The 22,100-nt window shown below is 62.2% G+C and carries 19 protein-coding genes; 4 read left to right on the top strand and 15 right to left on the bottom strand.

From position 1 onward, the window contains the following. Nucleotides 1–29: 29 nt before the first annotated feature. On the bottom strand, nucleotides 30–1,016 hold the full coding sequence (locus tag H620_RS0106290; RefSeq protein ID WP_027906971.1) for an SCO family protein: 987 nt from the start codon (nucleotides 1,014–1,016) through the stop codon (nucleotides 30–32). A gap of 124 nt (nucleotides 1,017–1,140) precedes the next feature. After that, nucleotides 1,141–4,536: an Ig-like domain-containing protein gene (locus tag H620_RS0106285; RefSeq protein WP_049818718.1), complete on the bottom strand. Its 3,396-nt coding sequence runs from the start codon at nucleotides 4,534–4,536 to the stop codon at nucleotides 1,141–1,143. Between the two features lie 667 nt (nucleotides 4,537–5,203). Between H620_RS0106285 and H620_RS0106280 the strand changes: the two genes are divergently transcribed. Together H620_RS0106280 and H620_RS0106275 are read left to right on the top strand one after the other, a co-directional pair. Further along, a complete protein-coding gene (locus H620_RS0106280; RefSeq protein ID WP_027906969.1) occupies nucleotides 5,204–6,523 on the top strand; it encodes an ammonium transporter in 1,320 nt (439 codons plus the stop codon). Between the two features lie 11 nt (nucleotides 6,524–6,534). Further along, a complete protein-coding gene (locus H620_RS0106275) occupies nucleotides 6,535–6,873 on the top strand; it encodes a P-II family nitrogen regulator (RefSeq protein ID WP_027906968.1) in 339 nt (112 codons plus the stop codon). A 41-nt stretch (nucleotides 6,874–6,914) separates the two neighbouring features. Here the strand turns inward: H620_RS0106275 and H620_RS0106270 are convergent, their stop codons facing one another. The 8 genes from H620_RS0106270 to H620_RS0106235 all read right to left on the bottom strand — a co-directional run bounded on the left by H620_RS0106270 (nucleotide 6,915) and on the right by H620_RS0106235 (nucleotide 16,124). Further along, entirely contained in the window at nucleotides 6,915–9,260 is a 2,346-nt protein-coding gene (locus H620_RS0106270; protein ID WP_027906967.1) for a trimethylamine N-oxide demethylase, read from the bottom strand. A gap of 70 nt (nucleotides 9,261–9,330) precedes the next feature. Then, a complete protein-coding gene (locus H620_RS0106265; protein ID WP_023380545.1) occupies nucleotides 9,331–10,701 on the bottom strand; it encodes an NAD(P)-binding domain-containing protein in 1,371 nt (456 codons plus the stop codon). After that, nucleotides 10,698–11,600 (bottom strand): bifunctional methylenetetrahydrofolate dehydrogenase/methenyltetrahydrofolate cyclohydrolase FolD, encoded by a 903-nt coding sequence (folD, locus tag H620_RS0106260; protein ID WP_027906966.1) that lies wholly within the window; start codon nucleotides 11,598–11,600, stop codon nucleotides 10,698–10,700. The genes H620_RS0106265 and folD overlap by 4 nt, the downstream gene beginning before the upstream one ends. Beyond that, complete coding sequence (purU, locus tag H620_RS0106255; RefSeq protein WP_023380547.1) at nucleotides 11,597–12,451, bottom strand: formyltetrahydrofolate deformylase; 855 nt, start codon at nucleotides 12,449–12,451, stop codon at nucleotides 11,597–11,599. Before purU ends, folD begins: the two co-directional genes overlap by 4 nt. An 18-nt stretch (nucleotides 12,452–12,469) precedes the next feature. Further along, complete coding sequence (locus tag H620_RS0106250; RefSeq protein WP_027906965.1) at nucleotides 12,470–13,600, bottom strand: aminomethyl transferase family protein; 1,131 nt, start codon at nucleotides 13,598–13,600, stop codon at nucleotides 12,470–12,472. A 38-nt stretch (nucleotides 13,601–13,638) separates the two neighbouring features. Further along, on the bottom strand, nucleotides 13,639–14,655 hold the full coding sequence (locus tag H620_RS0106245) for a heme-dependent oxidative N-demethylase family protein (protein WP_027906964.1): 1,017 nt from the start codon (nucleotides 14,653–14,655) through the stop codon (nucleotides 13,639–13,641). A 15-nt stretch (nucleotides 14,656–14,670) separates the two neighbouring features. After that, entirely contained in the window at nucleotides 14,671–15,600 is a 930-nt protein-coding gene (locus tag H620_RS0106240) for a PDR/VanB family oxidoreductase (protein ID WP_027906963.1), read from the bottom strand. Further along, nucleotides 15,597–16,124: a dimethylamine monooxygenase subunit DmmA family protein gene (locus H620_RS0106235; RefSeq protein WP_027906962.1), complete on the bottom strand. Its 528-nt coding sequence runs from the start codon at nucleotides 16,122–16,124 to the stop codon at nucleotides 15,597–15,599. The genes H620_RS0106240 and H620_RS0106235 overlap by 4 nt, the downstream gene beginning before the upstream one ends. A 171-nt stretch (nucleotides 16,125–16,295) precedes the next feature. Here H620_RS0106235 and H620_RS0106230 point away from each other — a divergent pair, with 171 nt between their 5' ends. After that, on the top strand, nucleotides 16,296–16,961 hold the full coding sequence (locus H620_RS0106230) for a LuxR C-terminal-related transcriptional regulator (RefSeq protein WP_027906961.1): 666 nt from the start codon (nucleotides 16,296–16,298) through the stop codon (nucleotides 16,959–16,961). Between the two features lie 120 nt (nucleotides 16,962–17,081). Here the strand turns inward: H620_RS0106230 and H620_RS0106225 are convergent, their stop codons facing one another. The 5 genes from H620_RS0106225 to H620_RS25570 all read right to left on the bottom strand — a co-directional run bounded on the left by H620_RS0106225 (nucleotide 17,082) and on the right by H620_RS25570 (nucleotide 21,040). Next, nucleotides 17,082–17,792, bottom strand: a complete 711-nt coding sequence (locus H620_RS0106225; RefSeq protein WP_023380553.1) for an SDR family NAD(P)-dependent oxidoreductase — start codon at nucleotides 17,790–17,792, stop codon at nucleotides 17,082–17,084. A gap of 30 nt (nucleotides 17,793–17,822) precedes the next feature. Continuing rightward, nucleotides 17,823–18,479, bottom strand: a complete 657-nt coding sequence (locus H620_RS0106220; RefSeq protein WP_023380554.1) for a DsbA family oxidoreductase — start codon at nucleotides 18,477–18,479, stop codon at nucleotides 17,823–17,825. After that, complete coding sequence (locus H620_RS0106215; protein ID WP_023380555.1) at nucleotides 18,476–18,691, bottom strand: tautomerase family protein; 216 nt, start codon at nucleotides 18,689–18,691, stop codon at nucleotides 18,476–18,478. Before H620_RS0106215 ends, H620_RS0106220 begins: the two co-directional genes overlap by 4 nt. A 214-nt stretch (nucleotides 18,692–18,905) precedes the next feature. Continuing rightward, the gene (locus H620_RS0106210) at nucleotides 18,906–20,060 is read right to left on the bottom strand and encodes a gamma-butyrobetaine dioxygenase (protein ID WP_027906960.1); all 1,155 of its coding nucleotides are present in this window, start codon (nucleotides 20,058–20,060) and stop codon (nucleotides 18,906–18,908) included. Then, entirely contained in the window at nucleotides 20,057–21,040 is a 984-nt protein-coding gene (locus H620_RS25570; RefSeq protein ID WP_023380557.1) for a DMT family transporter, read from the bottom strand. The genes H620_RS0106210 and H620_RS25570 overlap by 4 nt, the downstream gene beginning before the upstream one ends. 100 nt (nucleotides 21,041–21,140) lie before the next feature. Between H620_RS25570 and H620_RS0106200 the strand changes: the two genes are divergently transcribed. Next, entirely contained in the window at nucleotides 21,141–22,046 is a 906-nt protein-coding gene (locus tag H620_RS0106200) for a LysR substrate-binding domain-containing protein (protein WP_023380558.1), read from the top strand. The last annotated feature ends 54 nt before the right edge of the window (nucleotides 22,047–22,100 follow it).

The following is a 22,100-nucleotide window of genomic DNA, read 5'->3' as shown; positions in this document are numbered from 1 at the left end:
ACAAGCTCATGACTAGTGGCTATTGGCCTCTAGGGCTTTCCCTTGTCCGCGAGGGGCGACTGAACGCGCGCGGTCTCTTCTTCCAGGTAAGCCAGCACCGCGTCTACCTCGGCCTCGCCAAGACGCATGTTGGGCATCGCCAGGCGGTTGTATTGCTCGTACAGGAGCAGGGCCAAAGGATCCTTTTCGGCGAGCATCCGGTCGGGCTCTTTCAGCCAGCGGGCCAGCCAGCGCGGGTCGCGTTGGCGGGTCACGCCGAGCAGGTCAGGCCCGATACCGGGCAAGCCGCCGGGTTCGGCATTGCCCACCGAATGGCAGGAGGAGCAGCGTGTGCGGAATATCTGCTCACCACTGCTGGGCGGACGAACCGCCGGGGCATTGGCGTAATCGTTGTGCATGCTGCTGGCCTGCTTCCAGTTGTGCAGGCTGTTGCCCAGACGGTCGGCCAGGATGTAGGGGCTTTCGAAGGGCGAGGCTTTCATCCAGCGGCCGGTGGCCTGGTTGCCAATGATCAGGCTCAGGTTGTGGTCTTTGGAGCGACCGTTTTCCAGCCCTTCTATATACAGGCCAAGGCTGCGGCGCAGTCTTTCGATGTCCTCGGGTTGCCCGGTTAGCAGGGTCCAGCCGGGGCCGATACCGAACTTCTCGGCATAGCGCTTGAGCGTCTCGGGGGTGTCGTTGTAAGGGTCGATGCTGATGGAGTACAGGAAGATGTCCTTACCCACCCGGTCGCCAAGGATTTTCTGTACTTGGCGCAACCTGGCGGTTTCCACGGGGCAGGAGTCCGAGCAGCCGGTGAAGATGAAATTGATGGCGACCACCTTGTCCTTGATCAGGTCGTCGAAGAAGCGAACGGCCTGGCCGTCCTGGGTCACCAATAGGGTATTGGGAAAGTAGTCGGCGCCCCATGGCGTGGTGGTTTGGGCTTGAGCCTGGCGGGTAGGTTGCACGGGCCAGAAATGAACGCTGGCGGCGAACAGCGAAAGTGCGAGGAGTACACGCCATGAGCTTGTCATGATGCAGCCCTTCTTCAGTGGGAAAGGAAGTGCCTCGCGACGCTGCCTGCGGACACCGCGCGCACCTGTGCGAGCAGCCTCGTACCGCGAACGGGGCGCGAAGCGCCCCCATGCGATTAACGATTCAACGGATAATCACCGGCACCGTCACACTCTGCCCCAGTGCCGACCGCACGGTCGCCGTCGCGGGTGTGGCGGGCCCATTGCCAGTGGTTGTGACCGACACCCGCCAGCGCGCCCCCGTCCCCGAAGTGCTCAGTGTCGCTGCACCCAGGTTCAGCGGTCCGGCGGTAGTGGCGACCGACACCGTGATGCTGTTGTTGGCCGCCACCGAGGTGGTGCCGGACAGCTCCCAGGTATAGCGATTGTTGCTGCGTACTTGCACGGTTGCGCTGCTGACCTGGATCTCGTCAGCGACCGCTGGAGGGCTCACGGCAATGTTCACGGTCGCAGGCACCACCGATTCCGCCCCCTTGGCGTCACGCGCGGCATAGGTGAAGCTGGCGGTAAATGACGTGGTAACCGTGGTTGGTGGGGTGTAGGTCACCTGCGTGCCATCGGTGCTGACCGAGCCTTTGCCTGAGTCGGGCTGGCTCAGGCCGACCACCGTCAGCGGCAGATTGCCCTCAGGGTCGGTGTCATTGGCCAGGACGTTGAGCACGATAGGCTTACCAGCCGCGGTTGCAGCGCTGTCGTTCACTGCCATGGGGGGCTTGTTGCTGGTGTCATCGCCGTTGCTGCTGCTTGCGTTGCGGAAGGTTGGCAGGCCAACCGACGCGACATACTGCACACCGTCCCAACCGGGTAGCGGGGTTGGCATCACCTGGAACTGGCCCGGATGCTCGATGTCCCACCGCAGCAGCATCGAGGAGTCCTCATGCTGAGTGTTATGGCAGTGTTCCATGTAGGTGCCGGCGAACTCACGGAAACGAATGGCCATTTCCACCTCTTCCGAAGAGTCGGCGTCCGGGCCGATACGGTAAACGTCCTTACGTGCCCATTTTTCCCATTCTGGTGGCGCTTTGCCGTCGCGACTGAGAATGACGCCTTCTTCGAAGTGAACGTGTACCGGGTGGCTCCAGCCGTTGCCGCCATTCTTGATCTTCCACACCTCGAGGGTTCCGTCGCCGCTGAAGCCGCCCTGGGTCGCCTCGCTGGCCAATTGAGCGGCGGCAGTGATGCGCCGTGGGTCCATGCTGAAACCGAAGCCACCATCGGTCTTGATGGTCCATGGCTTGGTATCGGTGCCGTCGGATCGGCCGAAGATGAACTCACGGTGCCGGGCGGTCTTGATCTTGTCCTGGTCGGCGATGGCGTTGCGGTCCAGCGGCAGCGGGATCATCTTCAGGCCTTCGGCCTTGCCTGGCTTGGCCGGCTCATAGGCGGTAGGGTCCATGCTCACGTCTTGGCCGGTATACGGCAGCACCAGCAGTTGCAGGAACTTGCCGACCACAGGGTCGCCCCTGTCCCACTCAGGCCCGTTGCTGGTCTGCTTGATCACGGCCTTGTACTTCTCGGACAGCACATCGGCCAGCGAAATGGCCTGCTTGGGGCCCTTGCCGGTTTCGTGCTCCATCAGATTGACGAAGTACAGCTTGTCACCGGCCTTGATGCCGTTCCTGGCGAAGTTGATGATGATGTCGTAGCGTTCGGCGATGCCTTGCAGTGGGAGGATGCCGTTGTTGTCCTGGCGGTCGCCGTCGCCATTGAGGTCCATGGTGCCGTCGAAGGGTACGGCGTGTTCCATGATGTTGCCGTCGTTGGCGATCATGTGGAACGGCACCCGCGCGTAGGAGATGTTCGAGCCGGTCGGCCCTTTGAACTCGCCACTGGTGCCGGCGATTTCACGCACCACGGCAAACTTGAAGTAGCGAGATACCGAGCCGTTGAGGATACGGAAGCGATAACTGCGAGCGCGGACCTTGAGCTTGGGCTGGTACTGCCAGTTGACGAGGATCTGGTCACCCAGGAAACCGTCGGTGTTGAACGGGTTGAACCACAACTGGCCGTTGTCGTCCCAGGCCTTGTCGGCCACTACCAGGTTGATGTCGTAGTCACGGTTGCCCCAAGGCATGGCCGAGCCGCTGGGGAAGCGCAGGTTGACGCCGTCCTGCAAAGCCTCGTTGCCCCGGTCCAGGGCGCTGTAGTAGTTCATCATCACGGCGTTGCCTTTGTAGACGTTCTGTGCCGTGAAATCCATCATGTGGTCGTGGAACCAGTGGGTGCTCATGGTTTCACGCCAGTCACCGCGAATCTTGATGCTGCCGTTTTCGCAGGTCTTCAGGCCAGGCGATGCGTCGTTGACGAACAAGGTTTCGCCGGGCGAGCAGGGAAAAGCCGCACGTGGGTCCTGGGCGCGGGTGTTGATGGTGTCGTAGCCCGCCAACTGTATCGGCCAGCGATAGTCGTAGTACTGGCCGGGGAAGAAGTAGGCATTGGCAAAGCCGTCGCTTTCGGCCGGGGAGTGACCATTGTGCTCATGGGTCGAGATGGTGTGCAGGCCGAATCCGCCATTGGCCGACGGGTCGATCGGCAGCGCATTGTAGTGGCGCATGATGATGGGCTGCCCATACCGGACCATCAGCAGTTTCGGTGGGAAGGTACCGTCGAAGGTCCACAATGACTTGTGGTTCTGCAATGGAAAATTGGGATGAAAGCGGGTGTCGATCCCCTTGGTGGTACCGAGCGTGGTAGGGATGTCCGAGGTCTGGTAATACAGCCCGCCGGGGCCGAACTCGCCGACGGCATAATTGTGCATCTGCTTGCGGTCGCGCAGCCCCTGGTTGATACGGGCACCGGCCTGAGCAGTCTTGAAGCCAGCCTGGGGATAGAACTCGTTCCAGCGCTGGTGCGACCAGCCTTTTCCTGGTGGGCGGCCTTCAGCCGGCGAGCCGATCGGTTGGCGATTGAGAAACATCTCGATCTGCGCTTTCCAGGGGTTGCGGTCGAGGGTGTTCGAATACTGGGTGGGGAACGGGTACAGGCCTGGCTGCTTGAGGAAGGCTTCCAGGGCGTTGCCGTTCGGGCTGCTGCGGGCGACGATGTTGGGGTCCTGTGCCGGCGCCTGGCCGAGCGTGGGGACCGGAAAAGTGAGCGTCGGCGGCGGCAAGGTAGGGTCGAGTTTTTCCGGGCCGAATTCCTCGAACAGCAGTAACTGCTGGGTGAAGGGTTGGGCGCCGAACAGCGGACTTGGCTTGCCATTGGTCGGGTAGTTGCGCGAGGTCTGCTGGGCAGGCTGCAACACGTTATCGATACGTACCGTGTTGCGGTCGCCGTACATGCCGTCCTTGAGTTCAAGAGCACCTTCGTTGGCTTCCGGCATGGTGTCCAGGTTGAGCAAGGCCTGGGTAGGGTCTGCTGGCTGGTCGGTATAGGCCGAGGCGTCCGTGGGGGGCGGCTGGCTCACATCATCCATCGAAGCGGCCAGGGCCGAGGCTAGTCCGAGGCCAAGCATCAGCGCAGTGACTGATGACAGCCTGAACGCAGGGTTGCAGGGACTGACCACGGCTTGTTTTTTCATGGTGTAAAGCCTCGCTCGCGGCTAAATGGCCTGGGGCCATCGATGGCGTATTGCCTTGTCGAGAGGGCAGGAGCAACGCCTGTGCCAACCTTTGCTCAAGTAATGCTTTGTTAAACAAAACCTTGTGGCGCCTGATGCTGGCGAAATAATGGAGCGTCAAAAATGGGTATAGATCCCCACAACCGGGGAATCTGACAGCCCATTTTCGGTGGTTGGACGGATGCAAGGCGTACCGAATGACTCGCTTCAGCCCAGGGTAATCCGAGTAAGTCCGGCGACTGGTCGGGCCATCATTCGCCGGAGCAGAGCACGATAACTACCGATGAATACCCTCGAGTGGCGATCAGACGACTTCATGGGGTGAAATCAATGACGGTCACTCTCGGGGCCGGAGCAATTGAATGCGCACCAACAACAGGCGCTTTGACAAGTTCACGTATCCCACGGTTACAAACCCCGCCAAGCAAATAGATTCCAATTCAAGCAGTTAGCGCAATTTCGTAGACGATACGCAGGATTGGCAGGTCAATTGCTTTGCCTGCTGGGAAACTAAATTGAACCACAGGAAGTTTGGTCGCCGTTCTTACCGAGCTTTCCTGCGGTTCGAATCCAGCCCGGTTACCCGACAGCGGGTTGGATATTTTCCCGTCGGTTGGAGGCAGAAGGCATGATCCGGTTTTCCCATGTGTGCCGCGGTACGTTGGGTTTTTCCCTTTTGTTCGCAAGTGCCACCGCCCTTACCAGCGAGGCCCCGCCAGCCATCGACAGCGGTGACACTGCCTTCGTCGCGGTGTGTTCGCTGGTGGTGCTGCTGATGACCCTGCCAGGTCTGGCGCTGTTCTACGGTGGCATGGCGCGTACCAAGAACGTGCTGTCGATCCTGATGCAGGTGTTCTGCACCGCGGCACTGATGTCCGTGCTGTTCGCGCTCTACGGTTACAGCCTGACCTTTACCGACGGCGGTGCCTTGCAGTCGGTGCTCGGCGGCCTGGACAAGCTGTTCATGGTGGGCATCACCAAGGATTCGGTGGTTGGCACCATTCCGGAATACCTGTACTTCCTGTTCATGCTGCTGTTTGCCGCCATTACCCCGGCGATCATCGTCGGCGGCCTGGCCGAACGCATGAAGTTCGCCGCGGTGATGGTGTTCATGGTGGTGTGGCTGACCATCAACTACATCCCCATGGCGCATATGGCCTGGGGCGGTGGTTGGGTGTTCAACCTCGGCGTACAGGACTTCGCCGGGGGTAACGTGGTGCACCTGAACGTCGGCATCGCCGCGTTGGTAGGGGCCTGGTTGCTGGGGCGCCGCCGTGGTTTTGGAACGCCCTCGCTGGCACCGCACAACATGACCATGACCCTCACCGGTGGCTCGCTGCTGTGGGTGGGCTGGTTGGGCTTCTGCGGCGGTTGCGCCCTGGCCGCCAATGGCTTTGCCATGTTGGTGATGGTCAACACCATGCTCGCCAGTTGCGCCGGGGCGCTGGGCTGGATGTTGGTCGAGTGGCAGCACCGTGGCCGGCCGAGCATGTTCGGTGCGCTGTCCGGCGCCATCGCCGGGCTGGTGGCGATTACCCCGGCTTGCGGTTATGTCGGCCCCATGGGCGCCATTCTGCTTGGGCTGATCGCAGGTCCCGTGTGTGTCTGGTCGGTGGAGAAACTCAAGCCGATGATTGGCCTGGACGATGCCTTCGACGTGTTCGGCGTGCACGGCGTCGCTGGCATCCTGGGTGGGCTGCTGACCCCGGTGTTCGCACTGACGGCCATCGGTGGACAGGGCTTCGCCGACGGCCGTGGGTTGCTCGACCAAGTGTTGGTCAATGCCGGTGCGATCCTGTTCAGCGTGGCGTTCTCGGGCATTACCAGCTTGATCGCGTACAAGGTTGCCGGTGCGCTGTGCGGTGGATTGCGGGTGGATGAAGAGTCCGAAGTGGACGGGCTTGACCTCTCTGCCCACGGTGAAGTGGGCTACAAATATTCCAACTGAGGGCTGCGCCGATGAAACTGATTACCGCGATCATCAAGCCCTTCCGCCTGGACGCTGTGCGCGAGGCCCTCACCGAGGTAGGGGTGAGTGGCGTCACGGTCACCGAAGTGAAGGGTTATGGGCGGCAGAAAGGGCATACCGAGGTATACCGAGGTGCCGAGTACCTGGTGGAGTTGTTGCCCAAGGTCAAGCTTGAAATCGTGGTGAGGGATGGCGTTTGCCAGCTGGCCGTCGAAGCGATTCTGAAGGCGGCGCGCACCGGCAAGATCGGGGACGGCAAGGTCTTCATCCAGGATCTGGAGGGGGTTATCCGGATAAGGACCGCAGAGATGGGGGACGATGCGGTCTGAGCGTTGATGCGGGGCTGCGCAGCAGCCCCAAACCTCTCGAATCAGGCGCGCACGCGCGTCTTCTGTGGGTCATACGCGACGGTGCTGGACGCCACGATCGCGCGAATACGCTTCTGCTGGCCGTCCAACTTGCCGACTTCCAGCTCGGTACCCGGCTCGCCATAGGCAACGTCCAGTCGACACAAAGCGATGTTCTTGCTCAGCACCGGCGAGCGTGTGGCACTGGTGATGATGCCCACCTGTGCACGGCCGTCATAAACGCAATCGCCATGGGCTGCCACCTCGTTGCCGTCCAGCTCCAAGCCCACCAGACGCTGTTGTGGGTTGGCTGCGCGGCGCAGCAAGGCGTCCCGACCGATGAAGTCAGCCTGCTTGGTCTTCAACGGTACGCAAAAGCCGATGCCCGCCTCGAAGGGATCAGTCTGGTCGCTGAACTCGTAGCCGGCGAAGATAAGCCCGGCTTCGATGCGTAGCATGTCCAGGGCATGCAGGCCCAACGGTACCAATCCCAGCGGTTCACCCAGTTGCCACAGGCGCTGCCAGACGCGCGGTGCGTCGCTCGGATGGCACCAGACCTCGTAACCCAGCTCGCCGGTATAGCCGGTACGCGACACCATCAGTGGCGGGCCGTTGTAGTCGTCGAGCCGTCCGGTCAGAAAGCGGAACCAGCCGAGCTCCTCCAGCTTCGGTTGAGTTCCGGGCGTCCAGATCATGTCCTTGAGCAGCTCGCGCGACAGCGGTCCTTGCACCGCGACGTTATGGATCTGCTCCGAAGCGCTCTTGATCCACACCTTCATGCCGAGCTTCCGCGCTTGCTCGCGCAACCAGGTGCCGGCCTGGTCCTCGCCGCCAATCCAGCGGAACGCATCCTTGCCCAGGCGCAGCAGGGTGCCGTCGTCGAGCATACCGCCGTGCGCGTAGCACATCGCTGAGTACACCACTTGACCGACCGCCAGCTTGCGCACGTCGCGGGTCAGGCAATGGTCCAGCAGGGATTCGGCGTCCGGACCGAGCACCTCGAACTTGCGCAGCGCCGAAAGGTCCATCACCGCCACCCGGTCGCGGCAGCCATGGTATTCCTCGATGGCACCGTAGCCATCGTAATGCGTGGGTGTCCAGACACCTCGGTAGTCGCTGAACTGGCGGGTCAGTGTCGCAGTGCAGGGATGGAATCCGCTTTCGCGGGTCAATACGGGGTCGGCGTCGGGCGCCTTGCGGTTGGCCATGGCGATACTGAAACGCTCCTTGTCGCTATACACGCGTAGATGGATATCGGTGGGCTGCCAGCCGTTGGCCGGGTCGATATCGTCGGGGCAGGATGAGCTGGCGCACACCAGGTCGGTCATGGCGCGCAACAGTACATAGTCGCCGGGCCGCGACCAGGGTTCGTCGAGGGTCAGTTGCTGGTGAGCATCGACCCCGGTGTTGAAGAAAAAGTTGATCGCAGGCCAGCCACCACGCTGTTGCACGCCAAACCCGGCCAGGGCGCGGCTGATATTGTCACTGCAGTTGGCATGGCCGAAATAGCCGTGGGCTTCGTAGTAGCGTGACGTGCAGGCGAGGGCGAAGGTGTCGTGGCGGCCAACGGTGTCGCGGACCACCTCCAGCATCGGTTGCAGGTTGCGGTCGTAGAAACGGCTGAACAGGCCTGGGCCGGGATAGGCACTGCCGTTCAAGGTGCGGGTAACGGTGGGGTCGAGGTCTATTTCGCGCCCTTCGTCCAGCCCCCTCCGGTCGAAGGCTACGAAGTCAGAGCACTGGCGCCCGGCCACATCCAGGACCTGGATGTATTGGCCTCGGGCCACGCGATACGCCATCGCATTGCCGGGGGCGATGGTGAACTCGTCCACCACCTCGCCCAAAGGCGGCGGTAGCGGGGGCGTGAGAAGCGCGCGGGGGTTGGCGCGGTGAATCAGCAGGCGCAGTTCGCTCGCGCGTAACTGGCTGTCGACCGCTGCCGGTGCACCCGGCGCGGCGACGATCACCAGCAGCGCTTCGCTGGTGCGAAGGCTGCGACCAAAGCCGGCAGGTGTTTCGCGTTCCCACAGCGATGCCGCGCAGGGCAGGTGGCGGTAGTCGATGCCACGCCGCGCCAGACCCATGCTGACATGGGCGGCGCCGCGGCTGCCATCGTGGAGCAACTGGGAGATGAATCTGGCATCCAGGCTGGCGCTCAAGCCTAGGGCCGACAGCGCCGCACGACCGTCGCCGGCGAAGGCCAGCAACTCGGCGCGCTGGTCGCCCTCGAGGTCGATCACGTCGAGCCGGTCACCCGGCTCCAACGCCACTACCGTCAGTCCACCGGGGGCGACGGTGTGGCGTTCGAGGCTGGGCGCACGGGCAAACAGGGCCGGTTCTCGTGGCCTGGAAATCAAAGGAGGGTTCATGGCGAGACTCCACTCAGGGCAATGGATAGGGCCTGCCCGGTGGGTGAGCGCCCGGGCAGATCCGGGGAGGTCAGCTTGCCGTTTTCAACGGGTCGAACGTGGTGTCGGTCAGGTAGGCCGCCAGCGAATCGTCCAGTGCCTGCAGCCAGGGTGTGTGGTGCGGGGTGGCGAGGGTTCCGGTGATGAGCGAGCGATGGCACTTGTCGCGGTAACCCATGATGTCTTCGTACTTGTCGTGCTTCCACGCCAGGAAAGTACGGTTGACCTCGGCGATATCAAAGCTCGGGTAGTCGGTGGCTTCGATCAGCTGGCGTATGTACTCGCCCTGGAATTCGAACATTTGCTGTGCGGTTTCCAGGCGCTCCTCTTGCGCGCGCCAGGCGAGGTTTTCGGCGTGCATGACCGCTTGTGCAGGCAGCGCGATGCGTTCGAGAATGACATCGCGCACATACCAGGCCTGGGCGTCGAACATGTTGAAGCTGTACCACTGGTCCTGCATGCCCAGGTAGATCAGCCTAGGGTTCTGCTCCCAGAACACACCCTTGTACAGGTTCAGCGGCCACAGGCGGTTGGCGGTCTTGAGACGCAGGTCTTCGGCAAGGAAGGGGAAGTGATGCTTGTAGCCGGTGCACAGGATGATCGCATCGACAGGCTTGCTGCTGCCGTCGCGAAAGAACGCCATGTGGCCGTCGACGTGGGTGAGCAGCGGTTTCTCCTCCCAGTTGTCCGGCCACTTGTAGCCCATCGGCGCACTGCGGTAGCAACTGGTGATGGTGCGCGCACCGTACTTGAAACACTGCGAGCCGATGTCTTCAGCCGAATAGCTGCCACCGACGATAAGAACGTCCTTGCCCTTGAACTCCAGCGCGTCGCGAAAATCGTGGGCATGCAGTACCCGTCCGGCGAAGCGTTCGAAACCTTCGAAGTAGGGCACGTTGGGGGTGGAGAAGTGACCACTGGCGACCACCACGTAGTCGAAGGTCTCGCTGTAGGTCCGGTCGTCCTGGTAGCTGTGGGCGGTGACTTCGAAGGTGCCGGTGGAAGGGTCCCAGGTCACATTGCGCACGGTGGTGTCGAAGCGGATGTAGCCACGGACACCCGCTTTCTCGACCCGGCCCTTGATGTAGTCCCACAGTACTTCGCGGGGTGGGTAGGAGCCCATGGGGCGGCCAAAGTGTTCATCGAAACTGTAGTCGGCGAACTCCAGGCACTCCTTCGGCCCGTTGGACCACAGGTAGCGGTACATGCTCCCGTGCACCGGCTCGCCGTGCTGGTCCAGCCCGGTGCGCCAGGTGTAGTTCCACATGCCGCCCCAGTCCGACTGCTTCTCGAAACAGACCAGTTCAGCGATAGCGGCCCCTTTATCCTGGGCCGACTGGAAGGCACGCAACTGGGCGAGGCCGCAAGGGCCGGCGCCGATGATGGCGACGCGTTGTGTCATGCTGGAATCTCCATTGCAGGTTGGGACCGGTCGACGCTTGAATGCTGCAGACGTGCCGCGGCCAGGGTGTTCTTCATCAGCAAAGCGATGGTCATGGGACCGACGCCGCCGGGGACTGGCGTGATGGCGGCGGCGCGGGTGCAGGCGGAGTCGAAGTCGACATCACCGACCAGGCGAGCGCGCCCGCCTTCGTCGAGTCGGTTTATGCCGACGTCGATCACTACCGCGCCATCCTTGAGCCAGTCGCCCTTCACCAGGCGAGGGCGACCGACAGCGGCAACGACGATGTCCGCCAGGCGGCACAGCTCAGGCAGGTGGGTGCTTCGGGAGTGCACCACGGTTACCGTGCAGTGCGCCTTGAGCAGCAGGGCGGCCATGGGTTTGCCGACGATGTTGGAACGGCCGATCACCACGGCGTGCTTTCCGCTCAAATCGCCGCAGGTGTCTTGCAGCAGGCGCAGGCAACCGGCAGGCGTGCAGGGCGTCAGCACTTCGCGCCCCTGGGTGAGGCCTCCGACATTCGCGGCGTGGAAACCGTCGACGTCTTTGACGGGGGCGATGGCCTGCAGTACGAGGTGTTCGTCGATGTGCGCGGGCAAAGGCAGCTGGACCAGGATGCCGTGTACACTGGCATCGGCATTCAGCGTGTCGATCAAGGCCAGCAAGCGGCCAGCCTGGCACTGCGAGGGCAACTCGAACTCCAGCGAGCGGATGCCACATTCCTCGGCGCGCCGCACTTTATTGCGCACATAGACCTGGCTGGCCGGATCTTCACCGACCATCACCACGGCCAGCGCGGGGGCGATGCCGTTGGCCTTGAACACCTTGACCTCATCTGTGACTTCGGCGATTACCCGCGCGGCCGCTGCTTTGCCGTCGATCAGTGTCACGGCGCTCATCGGAAAATCACCGTCTTGTCACCGTTGAGCAGCACGCGGTGTTCAAGGTGGTACTTCAGCGCCTTGGACAAGGCGACGGTCTCGGTGTCCCTTCCGATCGCCACCAGGTCCTCTGGCAGGTAGGCATGATCGACACGCTGTACTTCCTGCTCGATGATCGGCCCTTCGTCCAGGTCGCTGGTGACGTAGTGGGCGGTGGCGCCAATCAGCTTCACACCCCGTTCGTAGGCCTGGTGATAAGGTTTGGCTCCCTTGAAGCCCGGCAGGAACGAATGATGAATGTTGATCGCCCGGCCCGACAGCTGCTTGCACAGGTCGTCGGAAAGAATCTGCATGTAGCGGGCGAGTACCACCAGTTCGGTACCCGTCTCCTCGACCAGCTTGAGCAGCGCGGCCTCTTGCTGGGCCTTGGTGTCGCGCGTCACCGGCAGGTAGATGAAGCGAATGCCTTCGCGCTCGGCCATTGGTCGCAGGTCGAGGTGATTGGATACGATGGCGGTCACCTGCATGTCCATCTCGCCTTTCTGATGCCGATAAAGCAGATCGGCCAGGCAGTGGTCATACTTGCTGACCATCAGCAGCACCCGCATGGGGCGGTCGCCCTCGAACAGCTCCCAGTCCATGGCAAAAGGCACGGCAACATCTTCGAAGCCTTGGCGCAGCGCCTCGATGTCGGCCTTCACACCGTCGTTGAAACGAAACACCGCGCGCATGAAGAAACGTCCAGTGACTTCGTCGTCGAACTGGGCCAGTTCGCTCAGGTAACACGCGCGACCGGCGAGGTAGGTGGTGACCGCTGCGACGATGCCGGAAGTGGCGGGGCAGCTGATCTTCAGTAGGTAGTGGCTCATGTGGGGTCCCCGTACAGGTCAGCCTTTGGCGGTGCGTTTTTTCTTTTCCGGGTCGTCGAATGGCAGCGTGTGGGTGATGGCGTTCACCTGCAGGCTGCCGCGTACCTGCAGCGGCACGCCTTGCTCGGCGATAGGGGGGGCGACGCGGGCGATGGCCATCGAGCGATCGGTCAGGCGCGAATACATCGCGCAGGTGATCACGCCGACCTGGCGGCCCTGATGCCACAGCGTGTCGCCGGCCTCGGCAGCGACGGCGCCTTCGAGCAGCACGCCAAAGATCCGAAAGCGCTCCTTGCCCTTGAGCCGCAGGTGCTCGCCTGCACCGCGAAACGCTTGCTTACCGGGAGAAACGGTGAAGTCCAGGCCCAGCTCCCACAGGGTGTCGCCGGCTTTCTGATCGGCGAAGGGGTACATCTGCGAGTTGTCATAGGGGAAGAACAGCAGGTAGCTCTCCACCCGCAGCCAGTCCAGTGCAGTGAACGCGCAAGGGATGATGCCGTGGGCCTTGCCCTGCTCAAGAATGCCGTCCCAAAGCATGGGAGCGTCAGCGGCCTTGCAGAAGATTTCGTAGCCACGTTCGCCGGTGTAGCCCGTACGCGAGATCATCACCGGACGGCCGAACAGGTGGGTCTGCAGGTGGTGGAAGTAGGGAAGCTCGCGTATGCCTGGTACATGCTCGGCGAGAAAGTCCACCGCGCGCGGGCCTTGCAGCGACAGGTCATGCAGGTCGTCGTCGAACAATACCGCGACCTGACGCCCCTGGGCCGAGCGGATCAGCATCTCGTGGCCGCTACCGGCGCCATGCACCACCATGAAGGCATTGGGGCCGGTGCGGTAGATGATGCAATCGTCGATGAACATGCCATCGTCGTCGAGCATGCAGGCGTATACCGACTTGCCCGGATACAGCTTGCTGACATCGCGGGTCGTGGCGTAGTCCAGCAGGCTTTCGGCGTGAGGGCCGACGTAATGCACCTTTTTCAGGCCCGACACGTCCATCAGTCCTGCTTGGGTGCGGATCGCTTCGTGGTGGTCGGCCAGGTCGCTGGCGTAGGTCCAGGCGGTGCCCATGCCGTTCCAGTCTTCCAGGTTCGAACCGAGCGCCAGGTGACGTTCGCGCAATGCACTGATGCGCCATGAGTTAGCCATGGGCAGTTCCTCTCGTTGTGGTTGTTCAGGCAAGTGATTCAGGCAGTGGCATCGAAGCGGCGCAGCCATTGGACCAGGGGCTGGCGGTAGCGGGTGATGCCTTTGTAGTCGGCGATCGGGTCGGGCAGGTCGCGCATTACCCGGTGCAGACGCTGCGCCCAGGCCGGATTGCTGACCAATTCGTCGAAGCTGATCAGGTAGGTACGGATGCCGAACAGCAGGGCGTGCGAGCGTGGCAGGCGACTCATGGTCTGCAGCTCGACGCGCAGGTGTACCAGGCGTCCGACGTTCTCGACGGTGACCTTGCCGCGGTCGCTTCCCCACTGGTGGAAGGTCTCAGGCGAGGTGTCAAGGCGCGGGTTGATGGTCAGCGTCCAGTTCAGGCGGCGCACCGGGTGGCCGACCTGGAGGTTGAGCAGGTACCTCAACGCACGATCGAACACACCCATCTGGTGCGCCATGGGCACCGGCGAGTGCCATTGCTTGAAGCTCATGCCAGCGTCGAAGCGCAATGACCAGTCCGCCGGGCAGGTGACCATGCCGGCATCCATGTAAAGGTCGCTGTCACGCTGATCGAGCACGGCGAAGTCGCCTTGCATCTGGCGGGTGACGTACTCCAGCGGCTCGCATGGCAGCGTGCTGGCATCGCCGTAGGTGAAATGCTGGTCGATGTTCAGCGCGAAGTTCTGCCAGTGCCAGGCGGCGCCGTCACGGCTCAGACGGAACACCTCGGGATAGTCCCGGGCCAGATGCTCCATGAGCATTTCCAGGGTGTCCCAGGCAGCCTGGGCCATGTGCGGCATGACCAGGCAGCGCTGCGGATCCTGCTCCAGTACCCGGGCGCGCTCGGCGATCTCCGATAGGTAGTGCTCATCGATGTCGAAACAGTGTTCGAACACCGAGCCCGGGTCGCGGGACACGGCCGGCTCCAGGTTTACCGAGTACATGTACTGGTCTTGCGCAAACGGGAAGGGAAAACGGGCGATGGCCGCCGGGCTGTTGCGGAAGCTGAAGTCGTCCCGGTAGGTTTCCAGAGGCTTGAAGGTAAGGGTCATGGGAGCGTCTCCGGTTCAGAGGTCAAGCAGGATCGGGCTGCCGCAACCGCGCGAGACGCACGGCATCAGATGGCGGGTGCGGTCTTCTGCGCTCAGGAACAGGTCGCGGTGCTCGACATCGCCCCTGAGCCAGGACGTCTGGCACTGCCCGCAGACGCCACCGCGGCAAAGATTTGGGACTTCCAACCCTGCTTCTTCGAGGGCTTCGAGCAGGCTCTGGTGGGCAGCGACCTGCAGCTGTCGGCCACTGCGCAGCAACTCGACACTGAACGGCTGGCCTGGCTCGGCAGCGGCGAAGGCTTCCCTGTGCACCCGACGGGGGCTCCAGCCTTGCTTGCGGCTGTGTGCCTGCAGGTCGGCGAGCAGTGATTGCGGGCCACAGGCATAAATGTGCGTACCCAGTGGACGGCCTTGCAGGATTGCGGCGATGTCCAGGCGGCGCGCGCCGCTCGGGTACTCGTGCAGGCGCGGCCCCAGCCATCGGCGAAGCTCGTCCAGGTAGGCATCACTGCTTGCGCAGCGGTAGGCATAGTGCAGTTCGAACTCACTGCCGTTGCGGAGCAGTTCGTGGCTGTAGGCCAGAAATGGCGTGATACCGATACCGGCTGCGATCAACACATGCTGGCGGGCTTCCCGGTGCAGCGCGAACAAGTTGGCTGGCGCGCTGATGCGCAACCGGTCGCCAATCTGCAGTTGCTGATGTATGTAGAGCGAGCCACCCCGGGAGTTGGTCTGGTGCCGCACCGCAATGCGGTAATGGTCATGCCTGGCCGGGTCGCCAAGCAACGAGTAGGCGTTGCGCCGACCGTTAGGGAGATGCAGCTGCACATGGCTGCCTGCCGAGAAGCCGGGCAGCGGTTCCCTGACTGCTTCGAGGCGGTACTCGCGGATCACTGGCGTGAGGGGCCGGATGGCGGCGACCCGTACTTCGATCAAACCGCTCATGGGTGCACCTCCTTATACGGCTGGTCGGCATCGGCGCAGACGCCGAGATAAGCGCCCAGGCGTTGGGAAAAGTGGCGGCGAACTTCCAGCACGACACCGCAATGGGAGCAGGTCAGGTGAGGTGTTGCGCCGGTGGGCTGGCAGTGCGTGCAGTGCACGCAGAACACCAGACGACTGCCTTGCGCGCTGCTGCTGATGGTTATCTCGTCCTCTTGCAGGCCGGCAGCGCGCGCTTGGGCATGCAGTGGCCAGACGAACGCCTGGTCGCCGCGCAACTCTAGGTGCAAGCCAACCTGGGCCGATGCCAGCCGTTGGGCCAAGGCGCGTTGAAGTGCAGCCATGTCGGCGTAGTCAGGCAGAGCCAGGTGGCCTGCCTGGGCATCGCCGAGTTCGCTGGCCACGGCGGCTGACTCGTCGCGCCCTGGCGCCTGGCTCACCAGCAGGTAAGTGGTCGCGGCCTGGTTAGGGTCACCGCAGGGGTAGCGCGGCACGCTGAAAGGGTGATCGGTGGCGGCACTGCTCATGCTGTCCTCGCACGGGTCGTTGTTTCCTGTTGGGGAAGATATTTTCTCTTCGGGAATCAACGTTCAATCCGCTAGGGGAGGTATGCACAAAGGGGTAGTCGTGCGCGCAAGGCATAAAAGTTGCTGTTCGAATGCGCGCCAAGCCATCGAGTGCCGCGGAGGAACAGAGGGATGCATCACGCCAGCGTGTTACCGACCGTCTTACCCCAGGCTCCCGTATGGGATGTGCTGACCGAGCGCGAGGGCCAGACCCTGGCATTGCTGACATCGGGGCTGAGCAACAAGCAGATCGCCCGCGAGCTGGGCATCAGCGACGGCACGGTCAAGATCTACGTGCGTAACCTGCTGCGCAAATTTCGCCTCAACTCTCGCTTGGAGCTGGCTACCCGCATTCACCGCAGCGGGGCGTCGTGGCGCCTGGCGGACGACCTTTCGCCGCCCAGTGAGGGTGCGCCTGCGCCTTTCGATGCACCGATTCCGTCCATGGTCGGCTTACTCGATGAGTTGCCCGGGCTGATCTATCGTGGGGACAACGACCGTACCTGGTTCATGGACTATGTCAGCGCTGGCTGCTTGAGCCTGACCGGATACCCCGCCGAATACTTGACCAGCAGCCCGCAACGCAGCTATGGCACACTGATTCTCGACGAGTATTCCGACTACATCTGGTACTGCGTGCAATGCGCGCTGCTCAAGCGCGAGCCGTATCAACTCGACTATCGCATTCGCTGTGCCGATGGGCAGGTCAAGCGGGTGTGGGAGACCGGGGTCGGTATCTATTCGAGCAACGGCGAGGTGCTGGGTGTGGAAGGGGCAATTTTCGAGCGTCGGGACTGACGACGGCACTTGCCGCGCTCCCCCTGCAAGATGTTGGCGTCTCATTCCAAGGCACGGCCGCCAGTAGGCACCGTCAAGTTGCTCATCACCGGGACATCCCGATGATGAGCACTGGCTCGATCAATGACCTGCGCTCTGACCGCCGTCGACGTGCAGAATCTCGCCGGTCACAAATGCTGCGCTGTCCAGGTAAAGAATCGCTTGAACGATGTCATCGATCTCACCCATGTGGCCGACGGGATGGAGTTGACCCAGGGCTTCGTGCGTTTCAGCGCCGTGCATCGGGGTTTTGATGATGCCAGGCGACACGGCATTGGCGCGGATGCCTCGCTTGGCGTACTCAATGGCGATCGATTTGGTCGCAGCGTTGATACCACCTTTGGTAAGCGACGCCATTACCGACGGAACGCCGTCGATAGCATGATCAACCAAGCTGGTGGTGACGCTGACTACATGCCCGCTACCCTGCTTTTCCATTTGCGCGATGGCAAGTTGCGAGATATAGAAGAAGCCGCTCATGTTTGTTGCGACGACATGCGCATAGTCTTCTTGGGTGTAGTGGGTAAAGGGCTTGGCGACGAAAATCCCTGCATTGTTGACCAGTGTATCGATGCGCCCAAAGCGGGCCACGGCCTCACTAACCACTCGCTGCGCAGTGGCCGGGTCCGCGATATCGCCTGCAACGGTCAGGATATCCGGATCCGTCGATGGCTGAATGGACCGCGAGGTGGCGACAACGTTGTGACCCAGGGCTCGGAACCCTTTGACCACCCCCGCACCGATGCCCTGAGATGCGCCAGTTACAATGATCACTTTTTTAGAGTTGCTCATGATAATTCCTCCGTTATCGATTAACGTTCTTTAGGTGGGCGACGTGATGCGTGCCGACTGTCTTATGGCCTGCTCGTAAAACTCGACAGATTGCGAGCCGGCAACGACGTGCTGTTGATTCAGGATCATTGCAGGCACCGCACTGATGCCGCGTTCCCTGTAGAAACTTTCAACTTGGCGAACTTCGTGCGTGTATTGCCCGCGCTCCAGGATTTGCAGCGCATCCTTGGCATTCAGTCCGACGTTTTGGGCCAAGGTCGTCAAGGTTGCGTGGCTGCTGGGGTTTTGTCCGTTGACGAAGTACGCCTCGATCAAGGCCTGGTGCAACTCAGTTTGAAGCCCTTTGCTGGCCGCCCAGTACAGCAGGCGATGAGCATCGTGCGTGTTGAAAAAATGAGTTCGCTTTTCAAGGTTGAACTCAACGCCGATTTCTCGTCCTCGTTCGATCATCAACTGGTTGCGCGCCGCCACCTGCTCCGCGGTTCTACCGTATTTGCGAACCATGTGTTCGAGGGCATGTTCTCCCTCGGCAGGCATCTCGGGATTGAGCTCGAACGGTTTGTAGGTCAACTGAACGTTTATCTCGTCGGCTACGTTGGCGATGGCTTGATTCAATGCCGCCGAACCGAGTGCGCACCACGGACAGACGACATCGGAAACGAAATCGATTTCTACTGTCCGTTTCATGACTTCGATTCCGACAACTGCCGCCTGTATTCAGTGGTTGTAATACCTGAGTAACCCCAGTTATCAGTGTCGACTTCTTCTATCACGATATGCGTTAACAGCGGGTCTTTATGGAGAACGCGCTCCATGGTTTCAGTGATTTCTTTTATTACCTGAGCCTTTTGCTCCCGGGTAACGCCATCACGGGTGATACGAACGCTGATAAATGGCATGGTCAGTTCCTCTATCCAATGTGCTGTGGGTAATGAGCAGCGGATGGAGAAACTTTAAGAACTCACGGCCAACTGATAAATGGGCCGTGAGTTACATCATTTGTGACGTCGTGTATCGAATGATGCATACCGCGCCTGGGTTGCCCCTCGTTATGGGCCAGAAAAGAAAGTGGCGGTAATGGCCGGGGGCGCCTATCGAGCCCCCGCGGCGGTCCTACCGTTGCAACACCAGGATGCGTGACAACAATTCATCCCGATCCACATAGCACCCCTGGAAATGCCGGTCACCGCTTGCCGGATCGAAGGCATCTCGGGCATGCAGCACGCGTCGGTTGTCGAAGCACCACAGTTGCCCCGCTTCCAGCCGGCGGGTAAAGCAAAAACGTGGCTCCCGGGTCATCTGGATGAAGCGTCGGTAGGCGAGGTAGTAGTCCGGCATTCGCTTGGCATCCATCTGGAAGGGGGCGCGCAAGAAGTTCGCCAGGCGGATCTCGCGCACTTCGCCGCTGCTGTCCAGCGCGATCACGGGGGCGGTGCAGCGGTAGTCGCTGTGACGGTCCTTGTTGCGAAACTCCACCGGCGTTTCGCAGAGTAGCCGGTAGGCGGCCGGGGCCTCGATGCGCAGCGCCTCGGCGATCGCGAAGCCATCGACGAAGGTGCTGTTTCCTCCGGTGGCGTCATTGACCAGGCAATGCAGGAACTGTAAACCCGGTTGCAATTCACGGGTCGGCAGGTCGGTGTGCAGGGGCAGGTTGAAAGCCGTGTAGGCATTGCTGTCCGCATCGGCCTTGGAGCGCACGTCGAACAATACGCCGAAGTTGCTCTCGCGAATGAACGAGATGCGCTTGGCCAAGGGAATCAGCGCGCCGGGCTCGGTGGGAACACCGTGCAACTGCGTCAGGCCCACGTCGCGCACCGCCAGCAGCCATTCGAGCAGCGTGTCGTCATCCTGCATCACCGCCCCATGATCGTAGACAGGCAACGACAGACCTTGCATCCAGCGGTGCTTGTGCGGCCTGGCCGCCTCGCGCTCGGCCAGGCTCTGGGCATCGTAGGCATGGGCGCGCAACCAGCCGGGGTGATAGGCGCTGGCATGGCCGTCGTCCCATTGCACGACCAGCCGGCCATCGTCGCCGATGGTGACGGCTTGCACCTGGATGTCTTCCGGTACGTCGGCCACCAGAAACACCTGTTCGCGGGTGACCTCGTAGACACAATCACCGCAAGGGCAGTTGTCGCGCAACCAAAGATTGTGGAACGGGCTGACCCGGCCGTCGGCCCAGGTTACCGAGACCCCGCTGGCGAAGGATGCGGCACTGGCCAAGGGGCTGATGAGCGGGAAGGTGCGGTAATCCGCGATCGCGTTCATTTCGTTGAGACTCCTTTGCGGTGGGTAGGCGCCACGCCCGAGTGGGCAGGGGCGAGAATGATGTGGATGGCGCGCGCGGTGCCAGCGAGCACCAATAGCAGGCCCGCTGTTTCCAAAGCGCTTGGTGCACGGCCGACGAACGCCAACCCCATCAGGCTGGCGAACACCGACTCCAGGGCGATCAACTGGCCAGACAGCACCATGGGCAGATGGCGGGTGGCGATGTTCCAGGCTGCGGCGCCGACCAGCGACGAGGACACGCCGATCAGCGCTGCCCAGCCATACAGGTGCAGCGCGCCCTCGGTGCTCCATTGAGCCCCCTGCCAGCGCAGCAGGTCGTAGGCACTGGCAAGGGGCGCGAGAAGGGCTGCGACCAGGCCTGCGCCAACCATCATCAGGCAAGTCCAAGCTGCGGTAGCCCGCGGCGCGAGATCGACGACCGCGTTTTGGTTGATGACGCTGAACGACAGCCAGGCGAGGATCGCCAAGCCAGCGAATATCCCGGCGAGCACACCGTCAGCAGGGGCGTAGGGGCTGGTGAACAGGTCCAGGTTGATCAGCGAAAGGCCGATGCCCAGCAGCCCGATCGGCAGCGCCAGACGTGTCCATGCCACCCGTTGCGCGTGCACATTGCCCAGCAGCGCCTGGAGCACCGGCACGCAGCCGATGAAGGCGGCGATCAGGGTCGGGCCGCCGAAGATCACGCTCCCCGCGATGCTGGCGCTGTAGACCAGATAGCCGATGACGCCCAGGGCCATGCCGGTCAGCCATTGCCGGGGCCCCAACTGGCGCAGCCGCTCGCGATACAGCAGCAGGCCAATCAGGCCCAGAGCACCAGTGAACAGGTAACGCACCAGCAACACGTCGAGAATCCCATATTCACCCGTGACGTAGGGGGTGATGAAGTTGCTGGCCCAGAACAGCGTGGCGATGACGGCAAAGACCACGCCCCGGGCGCTGGATGAGGGGGAGGCGAGCATGTTGGCTCCTGGCCGGGGGCGGTGGTGGGCTGTGCCCATGCTGCGGGCGCGCAGGCTGTGCTACAAATGATCTTTCGGTCCAGAGGGTTAACCTGAAGTCATGAATAGGCTCGGCAAGTCACTCCCCCCACTGGCCTCGCTGCTGCCGTTCGAGGCAACCGCCCGGCTCGGCAGCGTATCGCGTGCGGCCCAGGAGCTGCATATCACCCAGGCAGCGGTCAGCCGGCAGATTCGCGCGCTTGAGGCAGACCTTGGTGTCGCGCTGTTCGAGCGGCGTAACCGCGGCGTGTACCTGACCGAGTCGGGGCGCAGTCTTGCCTATATCCTGGGTAATGCATTGGCTGGGCTTGCCAACGAGGCCGACCGGCTGCGCGGCGTTGCCGGAACCAACCAAGTGGTGCTGCTGTGTCAGATGTGCGAAGCATTCCACTGGCTGATGCCTCGACTATCGAGCTTTCACCAACAATTCCCGGAGATCGAACTCAAGGTCGCGACGTTGCTGCGGCCATTGGCCGAGTACGAGGGCTATTTCGACGTGGCGATGCAGAGCAGCTGTCGGGACCGAGGGGCGCATCCGCTGCTGTTCAGCGCCAGCGATGAAGTGTTCCCTGTCTGCAGCCCCAGCTATCTGGCGCGCATGGGCAGCGATGCGCTGACGCTTGACCAGGTGCAGCGCTGCACCCTGCTGCTGCACCAGACAGTGCCGCAATACGAATTGGAATGGGACACCTGGATGGCGGCCCATGGCCTTGAGTTGCCAAGCGGCGGCAAGTCGTTGAGCTTCGATAACTACTCGTTGATGCTCCAGGCCGCTGTTGCCGGACACGGGCTGGCCATGGGCTGGCGACGCACCGCAGAGGGGATGCTCGCGCGGGGGGAACTGGTTGCGCCATTCGCCGAGACCGTCGTGCTGCAGGACGCTTTGTCGGTATGCGTGCGACACGGCCAGGAGCGCCGCCCAGAGGCACAAGCGCTTGCCGCCTGGCTGAAGGCGCAGCTCAGCTGATAGGCTTGGCGCCCGCGACTTTCGTGGTCGATGCAGGGATGGGACCGATGATGC

The sequence above is a fragment of the Pseudomonas taiwanensis DSM 21245 genome, assembly GCF_000425785.1.
Lineage (GTDB): Bacteria > Pseudomonadota > Gammaproteobacteria > Pseudomonadales > Pseudomonadaceae > Aquipseudomonas > Aquipseudomonas taiwanensis.
This window is presented reverse-complemented; position numbering and strand designations above follow the sequence as displayed.

Excerpts from the sequence above, each read along its gene's own strand:
- H620_RS0106215 (WP_023380555.1), bottom strand. The coding sequence starts at position 18,691 with ATGCCATTTATCAGCGTTCGTATCACCCGTGATGGCGTTACCCGGGAG.
- H620_RS0106285 (WP_049818718.1), bottom strand. The coding sequence starts at position 4,536 with ATGAAAAAACAAGCCGTGGTCAGTCCCTGCAACCCTGCGTTCAGGCTG.
- purU (WP_023380547.1), bottom strand. The coding sequence starts at position 12,451 with ATGAGCCACTACCTACTGAAGATCAGCTGCCCCGCCACTTCCGGCATC.
- H620_RS0106250 (WP_027906965.1), bottom strand. The coding sequence starts at position 13,600 with ATGGCTAACTCATGGCGCATCAGTGCATTGCGCGAACGTCACCTGGCG.
- H620_RS0106275 (WP_027906968.1), top strand. The coding sequence starts at position 6,535 with ATGAAACTGATTACCGCGATCATCAAGCCCTTCCGCCTGGACGCTGTG.
- H620_RS0106240 (WP_027906963.1), bottom strand. The coding sequence starts at position 15,600 with ATGAGCGGTTTGATCGAAGTACGGGTCGCCGCCATCCGGCCCCTCACG.
- H620_RS0106210 (WP_027906960.1), bottom strand. The coding sequence starts at position 20,060 with ATGAACGCGATCGCGGATTACCGCACCTTCCCGCTCATCAGCCCCTTG.
- H620_RS0106230 (WP_027906961.1), top strand. The coding sequence starts at position 16,296 with ATGCATCACGCCAGCGTGTTACCGACCGTCTTACCCCAGGCTCCCGTA.
- H620_RS25570 (WP_023380557.1), bottom strand. The coding sequence starts at position 21,040 with ATGCTCGCCTCCCCCTCATCCAGCGCCCGGGGCGTGGTCTTTGCCGTC.
- H620_RS0106270 (WP_027906967.1), bottom strand. The coding sequence starts at position 9,260 with ATGAACCCTCCTTTGATTTCCAGGCCACGAGAACCGGCCCTGTTTGCC.
- H620_RS0106225 (WP_023380553.1), bottom strand. The coding sequence starts at position 17,792 with ATGAGCAACTCTAAAAAAGTGATCATTGTAACTGGCGCATCTCAGGGC.
- H620_RS0106245 (WP_027906964.1), bottom strand. The coding sequence starts at position 14,655 with ATGACCCTTACCTTCAAGCCTCTGGAAACCTACCGGGACGACTTCAGC.
- H620_RS0106290 (WP_027906971.1), bottom strand. The coding sequence starts at position 1,016 with ATGACAAGCTCATGGCGTGTACTCCTCGCACTTTCGCTGTTCGCCGCC.
- H620_RS0106235 (WP_027906962.1), bottom strand. The coding sequence starts at position 16,124 with ATGAGCAGTGCCGCCACCGATCACCCTTTCAGCGTGCCGCGCTACCCC.
- H620_RS0106220 (WP_023380554.1), bottom strand. The coding sequence starts at position 18,479 with ATGAAACGGACAGTAGAAATCGATTTCGTTTCCGATGTCGTCTGTCCG.
- H620_RS0106280 (WP_027906969.1), top strand. The coding sequence starts at position 5,204 with ATGATCCGGTTTTCCCATGTGTGCCGCGGTACGTTGGGTTTTTCCCTT.
- H620_RS0106200 (WP_023380558.1), top strand. The coding sequence starts at position 21,141 with ATGAATAGGCTCGGCAAGTCACTCCCCCCACTGGCCTCGCTGCTGCCG.
- H620_RS0106265 (WP_023380545.1), bottom strand. The coding sequence starts at position 10,701 with ATGACACAACGCGTCGCCATCATCGGCGCCGGCCCTTGCGGCCTCGCC.
- folD (WP_027906966.1), bottom strand. The coding sequence starts at position 11,600 with ATGAGCGCCGTGACACTGATCGACGGCAAAGCAGCGGCCGCGCGGGTA.